Here is a 16,058-nt window from a genome sequence, read left to right as displayed (position 1 = left end):
CGGCGGCCCTGCGCTGGGCCGCGCCGGCGGCCGCGGTGGCCCTGGCGTCCGCGGTGGTGGTGGGACGGGTGCTGCGCCGGCGCCGCTGACCCCGCGTCATACGGGTGCCCGCGAGCCCTGGCCGAGGAGGTGCCGGGCGCGCCCCAGCCCGTAATGTCGGGGACGTGAGCAATGACGACACGAAGACCGTACTGAAGGCCGGCGACGCCGAGCTGACCGTGGACCCGCGCAACGGCTGCCGGATCACGAGCTTCCGGCTCGGCGGCACGGAGCTCCTGCGGCAGGGCGACAAGTACGGCGCCTTCCCCATGGTCCCCTGGTGCGGCCGCATCGAGCTGGGGCAGTTTCGCAACGGCGGCGAACGCCACCAGATGCCCCTGAACGCCGGGCCGCACGCGATCCACGGCACCGCCCGGGACGGCGTCTGGCGCACGGTCCGCGCGGACGGCACGTCGGCGGCCTTCACCCACGACCTCACCGCGCCCTGGCCGTACAGCGGCCGGGTCACCCAGCTGGTCGAGCTGGCGGAGGATTCCCTGGCGCTCACCATGGGCGTGGAGACCTACGACAACTCCTTCCCCGCCCAGGCCGGCTGGCACCCCTGGTTCCTGCGCAGCCTCGGCACCGGCGGCGATGTCGAGCTCACCTTCGACGCCGCGTGGCAGGAGGAGCGCGGCGACGACCACCTGCCGACCGGCCGCCGGATCGACCCCCGGCCCGGCCCCTGGGACGACTGCTTCGGCATGCCCGACGGCGTGGACGTCACGCTCACCTGGCCCGGCGCCCTGGAGCTGAAGGTCACCAGCCACGACGAGTGGGTCGTCATCTACGACGAGCAGGCCGAGGCCGTCTGCGTGGAGCCCCAGTCCGGCCCCCCGAACGGGCTCAACACCCTGCCGCGCCTCGTCACGCCGATCGATCCCCTGGAGACCTCCACGACGTGGACCTGGCGCACCCTGGCCTAAGCTCATGCCCATGAGCGATGCGCGTGACGCCCTGCTGCAGCAGATCAAGGACAAGGCCGTGGTCCACGGCAAGGTGACCCTCTCCTCCGGCAAGGAGGCCGACTACTACATCGACCTGCGCCGGATCACCCTGGACGCCGAGGCGGCGCCCCTGGTCGGCCAGGTGATGCTGGACGCCACGGCGGACCTGGAGTACGACGCCGTGGGCGGCCTCACCCTGGGCGCCGACCCGGTCGCCACCTCGATGCTGCACGCCGCCGCCGCGCGCGGCCGCAAGCTCGACGCGTTCGTCGTCCGCAAGGCGCAGAAGGCCCACGGCATGCAGCGCCGCATCGAGGGCCCGGACATCAAGGGCCGCCGGGTCCTGGTGGTCGAGGACACCTCGACCACCGGCGGCTCGCCGCTGACCGCCGTCGAGGCGGCGCGCGAGGCGGGCGCGGAGGTCGTCGCCGTGGCGACCATCGTCGACCGCGGTGCCGAGTCGGCCATCGAGGGCGCGGGCCTCCGTTATGTGACGGGCTACTCGCTCGGGGACCTCGACCTCTCCTGACCTGCTCGTTCTCCAAAAGCGTCGCCGAAGGGCGCGTGGTTTCACGTGAAACCACGCGCCCTTCGCATATGAGCGGGGCAGACCTCATGTGTAGCGTCGCGGGGTATCTGGGAGGATGGCTTCGACGATGACCGTCGCCCCCTAGGTCAGGGCCCGTATTTCGCCCGTACCCGCACATCACAAGGAGCGGACAGATGCCCATCGCAACCCCCGAGGTCTACAACGAGATGCTCGACCGGGCGAAGGCAGGCAAGTTCGCCTACCCGGCCATCAACGTCACCTCGACGCAGACCCTCCACGCCGCGCTGCGCGGCTTCGCCGAGGCGGAGAGCGACGGCATCATCCAGATCTCCACCGGTGGTGCGGAGTTCCTGGGCGGCCAGTACAGCAAGGACATGGTCTCCGGTGCCGTCGCGCTCGCCGAGTTCGCGCACGTCGTCGCGAAGAAGTACCCGGTGAACATCGCGCTGCACACCGACCACTGCCCGAAGGACAAGCTGGACGGCTACGTCCGCCCGCTGCTGGCCATCTCGCAGGAGCGCGTCGCCGCCGGCCAGAACCCGCTCTTCCAGTCCCACATGTGGGACGGCTCCGCCGAGAAGCTCGACGAGAACCTCGCCATCGCGAAGGAGCTCCTCGCCGAGGCCGTCAAGGCGAAGATCATCCTTGAGGTCGAGATCACCCCGACCGGCGGTGAGGAGGACGGCGTCTCGCACGAGATCAACGACGAGCTCTACACCACCGTCGCGGACGTCGAGCGCACCGCCGAGGCCCTGGGCCTGGGCGAGCACGGCCGCTACCTGCTGGCCGCCTCCTTCGGCAACGTCCACGGCGTCTACAAGCCGGGCAACGTCGTCCTCAAGCCGGAGCTGCTGCGTGAGCTCCAGGACGGCCTCGCCGCCAAGGCCGGCAAGGCCGACCCGTTCGACTTCGTCTTCCACGGCGGCTCCGGCTCCACCGAGCAGGAGATCCGCACCGCGCTGGAGAACGGCGTCGTGAAGATGAACCTCGACACCGACACCCAGTACGCCTTCACCCGCCCGGTCGCGGACCACATGTTCCGCAACTACGACGGTGTCCTGAAGGTCGACGGCGAGGTCGGCACCAAGTCGAAGTACGACCCGCGCACCTGGGGCAAGCTGGCCGAGGCCGGCATGGCCGAGCGCGTCACCAAGGCGTGCGCGGACCTGCGCGCCACGGGCACGAAGCTGAAGTAACCCCTCAGCGTCCGAAGGGCCCGGCACACCCCGTGTGCCGGGCCCTTGGCCGTCCGCCGGTGGCCGGACCCGGCCCGCGCGGGGATGATCCCGGTATGAGCGATACGCCCGTACGGCTCGGCACGCCCGCCGGGCGCTGGGTGCTGCTGACGGCCGTGCTCGGCTCGGGGCTGGCCATGCTCGACAGCACCGTCGTCAATGTGGCGCTGCCCCACATCGGCCGTGACCTCGACGCCGACCTGGCCGTACTCCAGTGGACCGTCAACGCGTACATGCTCACGCTCGCCGGGCTGATCCTGCTCGGTGGTGCGCTGGGCGACCGGTTCGGCCGGCGGCGGGTGTTCGTGATCGGAACCGTCTGGTTCGCCACCGCCTCGCTGCTGTGCGGGCTGGCGCCCGACGCCACCGTACTGATCGCGGCACGGGCCCTCCAGGGCGTCGGCGGAGCGCTGCTCACCCCCGGATCCCTCGCCCTGATCCAGGCCATCTTCCACCCCGACGACCGGGCGGGAGCCGTCGGCGCCTGGTCCGGGCTGGGCGGCGTGGCCTCGGCGGTCGGGCCGTTCGTCGGCGGCTGGCTGGTCGACGGACCGGGCTGGCGCTGGGTGTTCCTGATCAACCTGCCGCTGGCGGCCATCTGCGTGCCGGTGGCCCTGCGGCACGTACCCGAGACCCGCGACCCCGGCGCACACGGCCGTTTCGACGTGCTCGGCGCGACGCTGGGCGCGCTGTCCCTCGGCGCCGTGACGTACGCCCTGATCGCGGCCCCCGACCAGGGCGCCTCGCCCTGGGTGATCGGACCGGCCGTCGCCGGAGTACTGCTGGGCGTGGCCTTCGTCCGCCTGGAGAAGCGCCGTACGGACCCGATGCTGCCGCCGGAGATCTTCTCCAGCCGGATGTTCACGGCCGTCAACGGGGTCACTCTCTTCATCTACGCGGCCTTCAGCGGCTTCTTCTTCCTGTCGGTGATCCAGCTCCAGGTCGTCGTCGGCTGGTCCGCGCTCGCCGCGGGCACGGCCCTGCTGCCCACGACCGTCCTGATGCTGCTGCTCTCCGCCCGCTCCGGCCGGCTGGCGCAGCGCATCGGCCCGCGGATCCCCCTGACGGTGGGCCCGCTGCTGTGCGCGGCGGGCATGCTGCTGATGACGCGGGTGGGGCCGGGCGCGGTGTACTGGCGCGACGTCCTGCCCGCGCTCACCGTGCTCGGCCTGGGCATGACGGCGCTGGTGGCACCGCTGACCGCGACGGTCCTGGCCTCGGTCGACGTGGCCCGTGCGGGGCTGGCGAGCGGCATCAACAACGCGGCGGCCCGCGCGGCCGGCCTCATCGCGGTGGCCGCGCTGCCCTTGCTGGCGGGCATGGGCCCGGACGTCTACCGGGACCCGACGGGTTTCGAGGACACGTTCCGCAGGGCGATGCTCTGGTGCGCGGGGTCGCTCGCGCTCGGCGGGATCCTGGCATGGCTGTCGGTCAGGCCGACAACACTGAAGACCCGCCCCACGGGAGAACAGCCCTGCCACCCGGAGTGCAAGTACCACTGCGGGGTCTCGTCACCACCGCTGGACCTGGGGGATGTGGCATAGAAGACACCGCAACCACCGACCGTTTTCTTCCCACCCCCACGGAAGGGGGCGGGCCGGAGCGGGCCTGTTGTCAGGGCGTAAAGCGAAGCAGCCCTGACCAGCCCCCCGCACCTGACCAGCCCCGCGCAGCGGACACCGCCCCGCGCAGCGGACACCGCCCCGCGCAGCGGGAAGCGCGCCCGCACCGGGCAACGGTGAGAACCGACCCTGCAAGCCCAGCGCAGCGACAAGGCAGACTGGGCCCATGTCCATTCACGAGAACCTCCTCGGGGGCCCGCCCCCGACCCACCTGCCCGACGACCCCGAGCCGCGCGAGCTCCTCGCGTCCGGCGCGGCTCCCTCCGAGGTCGCCGCGAAGTACCCGTCGTCCTCGCTCGCGTGGGCGCAGCTCGCCGACGAGGCGTTCGAGGCCGGCCGCGTCGTCGAGTCGTACGCCTACGCCCGTACCGGCTACCACCGCGGGCTCGACGCCCTGCGCCGCAGCGGCTGGAAGGGCCACGGCCCGGTGCCCTTCGAGCACGAGCCGAACCGCGGCTTCCTGCGGGCGCTGCACGCGCTCGCGCGGGCCGCGCAGTCGATCGGTGAGCAGGACGAGTACGAGCGCTGCTCGGCGTTCCTGCGGGACAGCTCGCCGACGGCTGCGAATACGCTGGGCTAGCCGCGTCCGGCGGGTCTTCGGCTGCGGGCCGCTTTGCCGCGTGGCCGCCTGCGGCGGGGCGAGCCGTCTTTGCCGCCTGCGGCGGCGGGCGCCCTGCGGGCGCGTCCTCAAACGCCGGACGGGCTTGATTCGGCTGAGCTCAGCCCATTTCAGCCTGTCCGGCGATTGAGGACACCGCCGCGCAGCGGTGGTGCGCACGACACGAGCCCGCAGCCCCCGCTGTCACCCCCTTGCCGCGAGCGGCGTCAGGGACGGATGATGCGGGCAGGGGACCGGGGCTCCGAAGCCGACAGGAAGGGGCGGACCGCTACCCGGAAGCACGTATCGCCGAGGAGATCCGCGATGAAGGTCGACTTCCCGGGCACCACCCCCTACGAGGAGTACGTACGGGCCTCCGTGCTCAGCCGGCTCCAGGAACCCCTCTCCGACGATCCCGGCGAGATGTCGTTCCTCGTCACCACCCAGGTCATGGAGCTGTGGTTCACGGTCCTCGTGCACGAGTGGGAGACCGCTGCGCGGGCGCTGCGCGCGGACGACCTGCCGGTGGCGATGGCGGCCCTGCGGCGCTCCGTCTACGAGCTGGAATCGCTCAACTCGTCCTGGAAGCCGCTCGCGCATCTGACGCCCACTCAGTTCAACGCGTACCGCTCGGCGCTGGGCGAGGCGTCCGGCTTCCAGTCCGCGACGTACCGTCGCCTGGAGTTCCTGCTCGGCGAGAAGTCGCCCGCGATGCTGGTGCCCTACCGCGGCGCCCCGGAGACCTTCGCGGAGCTGGAGAAGGCGCTGCGCGAACCGAGCCTGTACGACGAGGTGCTGCGCCACCTGGCGCGCCGGGGCCACGGCATGCCGGCCGCCGTCCTGGACCGCGACGTCAGCGAACGGTACGCCGCCGATCCGGCCGTCGAGGAGGTCTGGCAGCGGGTCTACGCGGGCGACCAGAACAGCGAGGCGTGCCGGCTGGGCGAGGCCCTGACCGAGATCGCGGAACTGGTGTGGCGGTGGCGCAACGACCACCTCGTCGCCACCCGCAGGGCGATGGGCGCGAAGGTGGGCACGGGCGGCTCGCCCGGGGTGGCCTGGCTGGAGAAGCGGGCGGCCCAGCACGTCTTCCCCGAGCTGTGGACGGCCCGCAGCCGTGTCTGACGGGGCCCTCGCCGACGAGGCGGGCGCCCTCGACGCCGCCGACCCGCTGCGCGCCAAGCGCGCCGAGTTCGCGCTGGACGACGACACCGTCTATCTCGACGGGAACTCCCTCGGGGCGCTGCCCCGCGCGGTCGCCGGGCGGCTGGCCGACGTCGTCGAACGCGAGTGGGGACGGTTGCGCATCCGGTCCTGGGCGGAATCCGGCTGGTGGACGGCGCCCGAGCGCGTCGGCGACCGCGTCGGGCGGCTCGTCGGCGCGGGCCCCGGGCAGGTCGTCGTCGGGGACTCCACGAGCGTCAACGTCTTCAAGGCCGTCGTCGCCGCGGTACGGATGGCCGGCGAGGGCCGGGACGAGGTGCTGGTCGACGCGGCGACGTTCCCCACGGACGGCTATCTCGCCGGGTCCGCGGCCCGCATGACGGGTTGCCGCGTACGGGTCGTCGAGGCCGCGGCGATGGCGGCCGCGGCGGGTCCCCGTACCGCCGTCGCCGTCGCCAACCACGTCGACTACCGCACCGGCCGCCTGCACGACCTGCCGGGCACGACGGCCGCCGTGCGCGCGGCCGGGGCGCGCGTCGTGTGGGACCTGTGCCACAGCGCGGGCGCGCTGCCGGTGGGGCTCGACGCGCACGGCGTGGACCTCGCGGTCGGCTGCACGTACAAGTACCTCAACGGCGGCCCCGGCGCGCCCGCCTACCTCTACGTACGCCGCGAGCTACAGCCCCGCTTCGACTCCCCGCTGCCCGGCTGGAACTCCCACGCCGACCCCTTCGGCATGAGCTCCGCCTACGCCCCCGCCGAGGGGGCGGCCCGGGGCCGGGTCGGCACGCCCGACATCCTCTCGCTCCTCGCGCTGGACGCGGCGCTCGACGTGTGGGACGGCGTCCCGCTCCCGGCCGTCAGGGCGAAGAGCCTCGCCCTGACGGACTTCTTCCTACGCTGCGTCGGGGCGTACGTACCGGAGGGCACCGTCGAGCCGCTCACGCCTGCCGCGCACGCGGAACGCGGCAGCCAGGTGTCCCTGCGGTGTGCCGCCGGCGCGGGGGAGGCCATGGCCGAGCTGATCCGCCGGGGCGTCACCGGCGACTTCCGCCGCCCGGACGTCCTGCGCTTCGGCTTCGCCCCGCTGTACACCACCTTCACGGAAACGGAGCGGGCTGCGCGCGTGCTGGGGGAAGTGCTGGCCGGGCCCCTGTGACGGCGCGCACACGTCCCACGCCACCCACCGGAGACGACGTAGTACTTCAGAGGGACCCCCACAGATCCCCACCCGTGGGGACGCCGTCCGCTTTTCCGTTGCCTACCGTTGTCGGTGTGACCGAGACGTATGAGACCACCCCGCGCAACGAGCTGCGGATGGCGAAGAGTGCCCTGGGCAGCCTGCGGAAGGATCTGTTCGACGATGCCTTCGCCTTCCGCCCGCTGCCGCCGCTCCGCGCCGATCACCGGCTGGTGCGGTTGCTGCCGCGCAAGGTCGCGCGCTGTACGCGGTGGCTCCCGCACGCGGTCATGGTCGGGTTCATCGGCGTCGTCATGCTGGCGAGCCTCGCGCGCGAGGGCGGCGGGCTGTCCGGGATCCTCACGGCGCTGATCATCGGGGTGCCGATGGTGACCACGCTGTTCCGGCCCGTCGGCGCCTGGTGGCTGTCGATCGGCGCGCTGCTGTTCGCGGGCGTGTTCCTCAGCCACTACGGCTTCGGCCCGTGGTCGCCGGGCGGTTTCGTCTCGCACCTCTTCGTGATGCTGGTGGTGTCCCTGCGGACGCGCCCGCGCGTGGCGGCCGAGATGTGGCTGCTCACCGGCGCGGTGGGGGCCGTGCTCGCGGTCCTCAGGGCGCCCGGCCCCTACGCCTCCGGCTACTTCGTCTCCGACCTCTTCCAGCTGCTGGTCATCGCCGGGATCCTGCTCTTCGTCGTGCTCGCCGTCCGCGGTCTGCGCGAGTCCAAGCAGCAGGTCGCCGCGCAGGCCGCCGTCACCGAGGTGGAGCGCTCCCGGCGGACCGTGCTGGAGGAGCGCACGACCATCGCCCGCGAGCTGCACGACGTGGTCGCGCACCACATGTCCGTCGTCGCCATCCAGGCCGAGGCCGCGCCCTACCGGGTCCAGGACACCCCGCCGGAGCTGGCCGCCGCGTTCCAGACGATCCGGGAGAACGCCGTCGCCGCGCTGACCGAGCTGCGCCGCGTCCTCGGCGTCGTACGGTCGGAGAACCCCGACGCCTTCGCCGGCCCCGAGGCCCCGCAGCCCACCCTCGCCGCCTTGGACGGGCTGCTGGACAACGTCCGCTCCGCCGGCCTGGGCGTCGAGCTGGTGAGGACCGGCTCGGTGCGGCAGCTGCCGCAGGGCGTCGAGCTGTCGGCGTACCGCATCGTCCAGGAGGCGCTCAGCAACGTCCTGCGCCACGCGCCCGGCGCCGAGGCCCGCGTCGAGATCGCGTACGTCCTCGGCGGCCTGGGCCTGCGCGTCGTCAACGGCCCGCCGAACCGCCTCGCCAAGCCCTCCCCGGGCGCCGGCCACGGCGTGCTCGGCATGCGCGAACGCGTCGGGATGCTCGGCGGGGAGATGACGGCGGAGGCCACGGAGGACGGCGGCTACGAGGTCACGGCGTTCCTGCCGGTCGCCCCGGCGGAGGCCGCCGCGTGAGCCGGACCATCCGCGTGCTGATCGTGGACGACCAGATGATGGTCCGCGAGGGCTTCTCCGTCCTGCTGAACGCCATGCCCGACATCGAGGTCGTCGGTGAGGCGGTGGACGGGCGGCAGGCCGTCGAGCGGGTCGCGGAGCTGTGCCCCGACGTCGTCCTGATGGACATCCGCATGCCCGTGCTCAACGGCCTGGAGGCGACCCGCGAGATCGTCGCCGCCGACGCCGACGCGAAGGTCCTGGTGCTGACCACCTTCGACCTGGACGAATACGTCTACCAGGCGCTCCGCGCGGGAGCGAGCGGCTTCCTGCTCAAGGACGCCTCGGCGCAGCAGCTCGCCGACGGCGTCCGGGTCGTCGCGTCCGGCGAGGCGCTGCTCGCCCCGACGGTCACCAAGCGCCTCATCCAGGAGTTCTCCCGCCTCGGCACGCCCCGGCCGCCCACGCAGGAGCGCGTCGGCGACCTCACGGAGCGGGAGACCGAGGTGCTGGTCCTCGTCGCCCAGGGCCGCTCCAATTCCGAGATCGCGGCGGGGCTCGTCGTCGCCGAGTCGACGGTCAAGACGCACGTCAGCCGGATCCTGGTGAAGCTGGGCCTGCGCGACCGCACGCAGGCGGCGGTCTTCGCGTACGAGGCGGGGCTGGTCACGCCGGGCGGCTAGCGCGGTGGTGTCCGGCGGGTCATGTGAGCGGGCCGTGGCGTGCGCACCACCGCTGCGCGGTGGTGTCCTCAATCTCCCCCAGCTACCGCTGGGGGTGCCCCCAACGGGCTGAAAGCGGCTGAGCTCAGCCGGAATCAAGCCTGTCCGGCGATTGAGGACGCGCCCGCAGGGCGCCCGCCGCCGCAGGCGGCAAAGCTGGCGGCCCGCGGCCGAACGGCTCCCCCTCACAAGCCCCGCCTATCCCCTCGGCAGGACCAACCGCCACGCCTCCTCGTGCGCCGTCCACGTCCGCGTGCGGACCGGACCCGTCAGGACGTTGTCGGCCCGGTAGCCGAAGCCCGGTCCCGAGACCGTGACCCGGCGGGCCCTCGTCCGTACCGGCCGGCCGGCGGCATGGGTGTGGATCACCACCTCGGCGAGGCCGCCCACCACCGTGGAGACGGCGACGCGGGCCACCGGCTGGTCGAGGTCCGCGAGCAGCACCCCGTCCGCCTCCACCCGCAGCCGGGTGCACGACGGCAGCTGGAGGCGCGCGGCCGGGCCGGTGAGCAGGGTCAGCGCCGAGCGCGCCGTACGGGCGGCGGGGGACCACCACGGCTGCTGACCGCCGGTGCCCGTGACGGCCGGCGTGTCCGGCCGCTCCGCGACGGCCGGTACACCCGCTCCCTCGGGAGCGCTCGCCGGAGCCGGCACGTCATCGAGCCGCAGCGCGCTCGTTTCGCCGCCTTCAGGCGTGATGTCCGCCCCATTCGGCTCATTCCTCACACGGGTTTCCCGCGCGTCGACCGATCGGTTCAAGCCATTGGCGCCGGGGATCCACAGCCCGCCCAGCACCATGCCGCCGCTGTCGTCGAGGAGCGCGTCCATGCGCCGCTCCGCGCCGTCCAGAACCGCCCGCGCGGCGGCCACCGAACCCAGCGGCACGCCGAGCGTACGGGCCAGCGAGACGGCCGGCAGCGTGCCCACGGGCACCAGCGAAACAGGGACTTCCGGCAGCTCACGGCGGCGGTGGAGCACTCTGACGGCCTGCAGCAGCGCCCGGTCGTCGCCGATGACGACGGGCCTTCTGCGACCCCGTCTGGCCAGGGCGCGCTCGACGTCCTCGGGCCCGTCCGGAAGACATATTTTCGCCACCGCGCCAGCGCACAGGACGTCCCTCGCGATCCGTACGGACTCGCCGTCCACGCGTCGGGCGACCGGGTCGATGACCACGAGCAGAGGCTGCCCGGTGGAGTCTGGAGCCGACACCTCGGTCCTTCCTCAGGTAATCTCTCGGTGCAAGAGCCCCTGTCGCTGTTGCGCCAGGGGCTTCGTCTATCCGGGGCACCGGTTCGACGGCTCTAGCGTTGGTGTACGCCCTGAGCAAGCGGGGTGACACCACCACGCACGTTGGACATGCCCCGCCCGGAAGGGGTGTACGCCTGTGCCCGCACTTGTGCTGCTCGGTGCTCAGTGGGGTGACGAGGGCAAGGGAAAGGCCACCGACCTCCTCGGTGGATCCGTGGATTATGTGGTGCGCTACCAAGGTGGCAACAACGCCGGCCACACGGTGGTCGTCGGCGACCAGAAATACGCGCTGCATCTCCTCCCTTCCGGAATCCTCTCGCCGGGGTGTACCCCGGTGATCGGCAACGGAGTCGTCGTCGACCCGGCGGTCCTGCTCTCCGAGCTGAGCGGGCTCAACGAGCGCGGCGTCGACACGTCCAAGCTGCTGCTCAGCGGTAACGCGCACCTGATCACGCCGTACCACACGACGGTCGACAAGGTGACGGAACGCTTCCTCGGCTCGCGGAAGATCGGCACCACGGGCCGCGGTATCGGCCCGACCTACGCGGACAAGATCAACCGCGTCGGCATCCGGGTCCAGGACCTCTACGACGAGTCGATCCTGACCCAGAAGGTCGAGGCCGCTCTCGACTTCAAGAACCAGATCCTCGCGAAGCTCTACAACCGCCGGGCCATCGAGGCCGGCGCGATCGTCGAGGAGCTGCTCACCTACGCCGAGCAGATCAAGCCGTACGTGGCCGACACGACGCTGATCCTCAACAACGCCATCGACGAGGGCAAGGTCGTCCTCTTCGAGGGCGGCCAGGGCACGCTGCTCGACGTCGACCACGGCACGTACCCCTTCGTCACCTCGTCCAACCCGACCGCGGGCGGCGCCTGCACGGGTACGGGCGTCGGTCCCACGAAGATCAGCCGCGTGATCGGCATCCTCAAGGCGTACACCACCCGCGTGGGCGCCGGGCCGTTCCCGACCGAGCTGTTCGACCAGGACGGCGAGGACCTGCGCCGGATCGGCGGCGAGCGCGGTGTGACCACCGGCCGTGACCGCCGCTGCGGCTGGTTCGACGCGCCGATCGCCCGCTACGCGACCCGCGTCAACGGCCTGACGGACTTCTTCCTCACCAAGCTCGACGTGCTCACCGGCTGGGAGCAGATCCCGGTCTGCGTCGCGTACGAGATCGACGGCAAGCGCGTCGAGGAGCTGCCCTACAGCCAGAGCGACTTCCACCACGCGAAGCCGATCTACGAGATGCTGCCGGGCTGGTCCGAGGACATCACCAAGGCCAAGACCTTCGCCGACCTGCCGAAGAACGCGCAGGCGTACGTGAAGGCGCTGGAGGAGATGTCCGGCGCCCCGATCTCCGCGATCGGTGTCGGCCCGGGCCGTACCGAGACGATCGAGATCAACTCGTTCCTCTCGTAGGTCCCGCGCGCACGGCGCGTACGCGGCGCCCCGACGGCTTCGGCCGTCGGGGCGTTCCGCGTTCATCCGACCTTGCGGTAGGTCAGCGGCGCCTCCGCCTTGCCGACGAGTTCGCGGCGCATGCCGCCGTCGGACAACAGGGTCAGCTCGCTGCGCGGGCCCGGCTGGCAGTCGGCGGCGGGCTGGGCGAGCGTCACCCGGGACGGCCCGAGGTGCAGCGGGGTGCCCGCCTCGCCGCCGCCGGTCAGGTCGGCGGTCCAGGCGCAGCGGTAGGCCAGGCCGTCCTTGTCGGTGCCGCTGCCGCTGATGTCGGCCACGGTCGTGCCGAGCGGGCCCTGGCGGAGGGTGACGCTGCGGGAGTGCGAGCCGGCGTCGGTGGAGAAGTCGGACTGCCAGGTGCCCAGGAACCCCTGCGGCACGGCGCCGGGGCCGGCACCGGCCGTGGCGCCGCCGGGGGAGGGGGTCGCCGACTGCGGCGTGGGCACGGAGTTCTGCGGCGCGGAGGCGGACGGTGCACTCCCGGCCTGGGTGCCGCCGCTCTTGTCGTTCTGCTGCTTGTTGAGCAGGAACACCGTCCCGCCCCCGGCGAGCAGCCCGCCCGCCACCACCGCGGCCAGCACCACGGGCGTACGGGAGCGGCGCGGTGCGGGGCCGTAGGGGTTGATGGTGTGCGTGCCGGTGCCGTACGGATTGCCGCCGTACGGGCCCGCGTGCGGGTAGCCGTAGACGGGCGCGGGGGGCGGCAGGGGCGCTCCGACCGGGTGCCCGGCGGTCATGGTCGGCGGGTCCTGCCGGACTATGAGCGTCGGCTCCGGCATCGGGGCCGGTGCGGTCCGCTCCGGCGGCATGGGGCCCGGCGTCCCCACCGGCTCCTCCACGTCCAGCAGTTGCACGGCGTGCCGGCCGAGCCGGGCGACCAGGCCGCCGGGCAGCCAGGGGTCCGCGGACCGCAGGTCACCGAGCAACTCCTCGACGCCCGTGCGCTCCAGGACCTGGGCGGGCGTGGGCCGCTCGGCCGGGTCCTTGGCGAGGAAGGCGACGATCAGCGGCCGCAGCGACGCGGGGACGTCGGAGAGGTCCGGCTCCTCCTCGGCGATGCGGTACATCAGGGCGTGCACCCCGCTGTCCGCCGTGCCGAACGGCATCCGGCCGGTGGCCGCGTAGGCCAGCACCGAGCCGAGGCAGAAGACGTCGCTCGCGGGGGTGACCCGGGCGCCGCGCACCTGCTCGGGCGACATGAAGCCGGGCGAGCCGACGGCCGCGCCGGTACGGGTGAGGTCGCCGCCGTCGGTCACGGTCTCCAGCGCGCGGGCGATGCCGAAGTCGATGACGCGCGGGCCGTCCAGGGTGATCAGGACGTTCGACGGCTTGAGGTCGCGGTGGACGACGCCCGCGGCGTGGATGGCCTCCAGGGAGCGGGCGAGGCCCGCGCCGAGGATGCGCACGGAGCGCTCGGGCAGCGGCCCGAAGTCGTGGTCGACCACCTGGCGCAGGGACGGGCCGGCGATGTAGCCGGTGGCCACCCAGGGGATCTCCGCCTCGGTGTCCGCGTCGAGGACGGGCGCCGTCCACTCGCCGCCGACCTGCCGGGCGGCCCGCACCTCCGCGCGGAAGCGGCGCCGGAACTCCTCCTGGCCGGCCAGCTCGGTGTGGACGAGCTTGACCGCCACCGTGCGGCCCCGGTCCGAGCGGGCCAGGTAGACGCGGCCCATGCCGCCCGAACCCAGCCTGCCGAGCAGCCGGTACGCGCCGAGCGTGCGTGGATCCTCCGGCCGCAGGCCGTCGAGATTCTCCATGGCGCCGATCTCCTCCCCCGATGTCCCCCGTATGTTCCTGGCCGGAGAATAGCGGGACGGCAAACGGCCGGGCCCCCGCACCTTGAAAGTACGCGGACCCGGCTCGTTGTTGAACCCCGGAGGAAGGGTCAGGCGGGAAGGATGTTCTCCGCCTGCGGGCCCTTCTGGCCCTGCGTGACGTCGAAGGAGACCTTCTGGCCCTCCTGGAGCTCACGGAAGCCCTGGGTGGCGATGTTGGAGTAGTGGGCGAAGACGTCGGCGCCGCCGCCGTCCTGCTCGATGAAGCCGAATCCCTTTTCCGAGTTGAACCACTTCACGGTGCCGGTAGCCAAGACAATCTCCTCAATAGGGCAGTACCCAAATTCCACACAGCGCGGAATAATGCAACGGCGCCCGCGGTCACAGACCGTCAGGCGCCGAAAATGGGTCCAAAACTGCAACGCGAAATGACGGTAGCACGCGGTCCGTTGCGCCGGTGGATTTCGCGGCCGGGAATTTCGCGGGGTCGCCGCGCCCGGGCCGGCGCCGCTGTTCGCCCCCGGCCGCACCCGGCACTGTGTCCGGGGGCGTGGCGAGCGCCATACACAGTGCCGGTGTCCCGGCCCCGGCCGTGCTCCCTACGCTGACCGGGAACGCGCCCCGAACGCCACCCGATCCGAGGTACGCCGTTGAGCACGCAGCCCGATCCCCGCACCGGCGCCGCCGTCAAGGCCGCCGACCGCGCGCACGTCTTCCACTCCTGGTCCGCTCAGGGACTCATCGACCCGCTGGCCGTCGCGGGCGCCGAGGGCTCGTACTTCTGGGACTACGACGGCAACCGCTACCTCGACTTCTCCTCCCAGCTCGTCAACACGAACATCGGCCATCAGCACCCGAAGGTGGTAGCCGCCGTCCAGGAGCAGGCGGCGCGGCTGTGCACGATCGCGCCGGGCTTCGCCGTGGACGTACGCTCCGAGGCCGCCCGTCTGATCGCCGAGCGCACCCCCGGCGACCTCGACAAGATCTTCTTCACCAACGGCGGCGCCGAGGCGGTCGAGAACGCGGTCCGCATGGCCCGGCTGCACACCGGCCGGCCCAAGGTGCTGAGCGCCTACCGCTCGTACCACGGGGCGACCGCCGCCGCGATCAACCTCACCGGCGACCCGCGCCGCTGGCCCTCGGACACCGCCTCGGCGGGCGTCGTGCACTTCTGGGCGCCGTTCCTCTACCGCTCGCCCTTCCACGCGGAGAGCGAGGAGCAGGAGTGCGAGCGCGCCCTGCGCCACCTGGAGGACACCATCGTCTTCGAGGGTCCGGCCACCGTCGCCGCGATCCTCCTGGAGACCGTGCCCGGCACCGCCGGGATCATGGTGCCGCCGGCCGGCTACCTCGCGGGCGTGCGCGCGATCTGCGACCGGTACGGCATCGTCTTCGTCCTCGACGAGGTCATGGCGGGCTTCGGGCGCACCGGCCGCTGGTTCGCCGCCGACCACTGGGACGTCACCCCCGACCTGCTCACCTTCGCCAAGGGCGTCAACTCCGGCTACGTACCGCTCGGCGGCGTCGCCATCTCCGCGGAGATCGCCGCGACCTTCGAGCAGCGGCCCTACCCCGGCGGCCTCACCTACTCCGGGCACCCGCTGGCCTGCGCCTCCGCGATCGCGACGATCGGGGCGATGGCCGAGGAGGGCATCGTGGAGCATGCGGCGCGGATCGGCGCGGACGTCCTCGGCCCCGGCCTGCGCGAGCTCGCCGAGCGCCACCCGAGCGTCGGCGAGGTGCGCGGCCTGGGCGTCTTCTGGGCGCTCGAACTGGTCAAGGACCGCACCACCCGCGAGCCGCTCGTCCCGTACAACGCGTCGGGCGAGGCGGGCGCCCCGATGGCCGCCTTCGCCGCGGCCTGCCGCACGTCCGGCCTGTGGCCCTTCGTGAACATGAACCGGACCCACGTCGTCCCGCCCTGCACCGTCTCCGAGGCCGAGGCGAAGGAGGGCCTGGCCCTTCTGGACGAGGCCCTGACGGCGGCCGACGCGCACACGGTCTGACGCGGCCAGGTAGCGTACGTCCTTCCCGCGCGCACGCCCGTACGCTCCGCGACGGCCCTCGCCTATCTTGTTGCGAGGGCCGTTCGCACGCGGGGCCCGGTCATGGA

At 72.6% G+C, this 16,058-nt stretch carries 14 protein-coding genes; 11 read left to right on the top strand and 3 right to left on the bottom strand.

Translation table 11 applies throughout. The features are described from left to right. Window positions 1-164 precede the first annotated feature (164 nt). The 9 genes from J7E86_RS18015 to J7E86_RS17975 all read left to right on the top strand — a co-directional run bounded on the left by J7E86_RS18015 (window position 165) and on the right by J7E86_RS17975 (window position 9,421). On the top strand, window positions 165-965 hold the full coding sequence (locus J7E86_RS18015) for an aldose 1-epimerase (protein WP_215082715.1): 801 nt from the start codon (window positions 165-167) through the stop codon (window positions 963-965). Window positions 966-969: 4 nt separating this feature from the next. Further along, window positions 970-1,515 carry an orotate phosphoribosyltransferase gene (pyrE, locus tag J7E86_RS18010; protein WP_215082714.1) on the top strand — a complete coding sequence of 182 codons (546 nt, stop codon included), beginning with the start codon at window positions 970-972 and terminating at the stop codon, window positions 1,513-1,515. A 194-nt stretch (window positions 1,516-1,709) separates the two neighbouring features. Then, window positions 1,710-2,732, top strand: a complete 1,023-nt coding sequence (fbaA, locus tag J7E86_RS18005) for a class II fructose-bisphosphate aldolase (RefSeq protein ID WP_215082713.1) — start codon at window positions 1,710-1,712, stop codon at window positions 2,730-2,732. Window positions 2,733-2,827: 95 nt separating this feature from the next. Continuing rightward, window positions 2,828-4,315 (top strand): MFS transporter, encoded by a 1,488-nt coding sequence (locus J7E86_RS18000; protein WP_215082712.1) that lies wholly within the window; start codon window positions 2,828-2,830, stop codon window positions 4,313-4,315. A gap of 244 nt (window positions 4,316-4,559) precedes the next feature. Beyond that, entirely contained in the window at window positions 4,560-4,973 is a 414-nt protein-coding gene (locus tag J7E86_RS17995) for a DUF3151 domain-containing protein (protein WP_215082711.1), read from the top strand. A gap of 342 nt (window positions 4,974-5,315) precedes the next feature. Next, window positions 5,316-6,116: a tryptophan 2,3-dioxygenase family protein gene (locus J7E86_RS17990; protein WP_215082710.1), complete on the top strand. Its 801-nt coding sequence runs from the start codon at window positions 5,316-5,318 to the stop codon at window positions 6,114-6,116. After that, the gene (kynU, locus tag J7E86_RS17985) at window positions 6,109-7,314 is read left to right on the top strand and encodes a kynureninase (RefSeq protein ID WP_215082709.1); all 1,206 of its coding nucleotides are present in this window, start codon (window positions 6,109-6,111) and stop codon (window positions 7,312-7,314) included. Before J7E86_RS17990 ends, kynU begins: the two co-directional genes overlap by 8 nt. A gap of 158 nt (window positions 7,315-7,472) precedes the next feature. After that, complete coding sequence (locus J7E86_RS17980; protein WP_215082721.1) at window positions 7,473-8,759, top strand: sensor histidine kinase; 1,287 nt, start codon at window positions 7,473-7,475, stop codon at window positions 8,757-8,759. Continuing rightward, the gene (locus J7E86_RS17975; protein WP_215082708.1) at window positions 8,756-9,421 is read left to right on the top strand and encodes a response regulator transcription factor; all 666 of its coding nucleotides are present in this window, start codon (window positions 8,756-8,758) and stop codon (window positions 9,419-9,421) included. Before J7E86_RS17980 ends, J7E86_RS17975 begins: the two co-directional genes overlap by 4 nt. Before the next feature lie 237 nt (window positions 9,422-9,658). Here the strand turns inward: J7E86_RS17975 and J7E86_RS17970 are convergent, their stop codons facing one another. Beyond that, on the bottom strand, window positions 9,659-10,669 hold the full coding sequence (locus J7E86_RS17970) for a hypothetical protein (protein WP_308312629.1): 1,011 nt from the start codon (window positions 10,667-10,669) through the stop codon (window positions 9,659-9,661). 175 nt (window positions 10,670-10,844) lie between these two features. On the opposite strand from J7E86_RS17970, the gene J7E86_RS17965 reads away from it, so the two are divergent. Next, window positions 10,845-12,131 (top strand): adenylosuccinate synthase, encoded by a 1,287-nt coding sequence (locus J7E86_RS17965; RefSeq protein ID WP_215082707.1) that lies wholly within the window; start codon window positions 10,845-10,847, stop codon window positions 12,129-12,131. Between the two features lie 62 nt (window positions 12,132-12,193). On the opposite strand, the gene J7E86_RS17960 is transcribed toward J7E86_RS17965, so the two are convergent. Together J7E86_RS17960 and J7E86_RS17955 are read right to left on the bottom strand one after the other, a co-directional pair. Beyond that, complete coding sequence (locus J7E86_RS17960; protein ID WP_215082706.1) at window positions 12,194-13,927, bottom strand: serine/threonine-protein kinase; 1,734 nt, start codon at window positions 13,925-13,927, stop codon at window positions 12,194-12,196. 128 nt (window positions 13,928-14,055) lie between these two features. After that, window positions 14,056-14,259 (bottom strand): cold-shock protein, encoded by a 204-nt coding sequence (locus tag J7E86_RS17955; protein ID WP_215082705.1) that lies wholly within the window; start codon window positions 14,257-14,259, stop codon window positions 14,056-14,058. 336 nt (window positions 14,260-14,595) lie between these two features. On the opposite strand from J7E86_RS17955, the gene J7E86_RS17950 reads away from it, so the two are divergent. Continuing rightward, window positions 14,596-15,951 carry an aspartate aminotransferase family protein gene (locus J7E86_RS17950; protein ID WP_215082704.1) on the top strand — a complete coding sequence of 452 codons (1,356 nt, stop codon included), beginning with the start codon at window positions 14,596-14,598 and terminating at the stop codon, window positions 15,949-15,951. Window positions 15,952-16,058 lie beyond the last annotated feature (107 nt).

Origin of the sequence: Streptomyces sp. ISL-11 (genome assembly GCF_018614525.1) — a bacterium.
GTDB lineage: Bacteria > Actinomycetota > Actinomycetes > Streptomycetales > Streptomycetaceae > Streptomyces.
The sequence above is the reverse complement of the archived record's forward strand: the minus strand, read 5'-3'. Positions and strand labels throughout refer to the sequence as shown.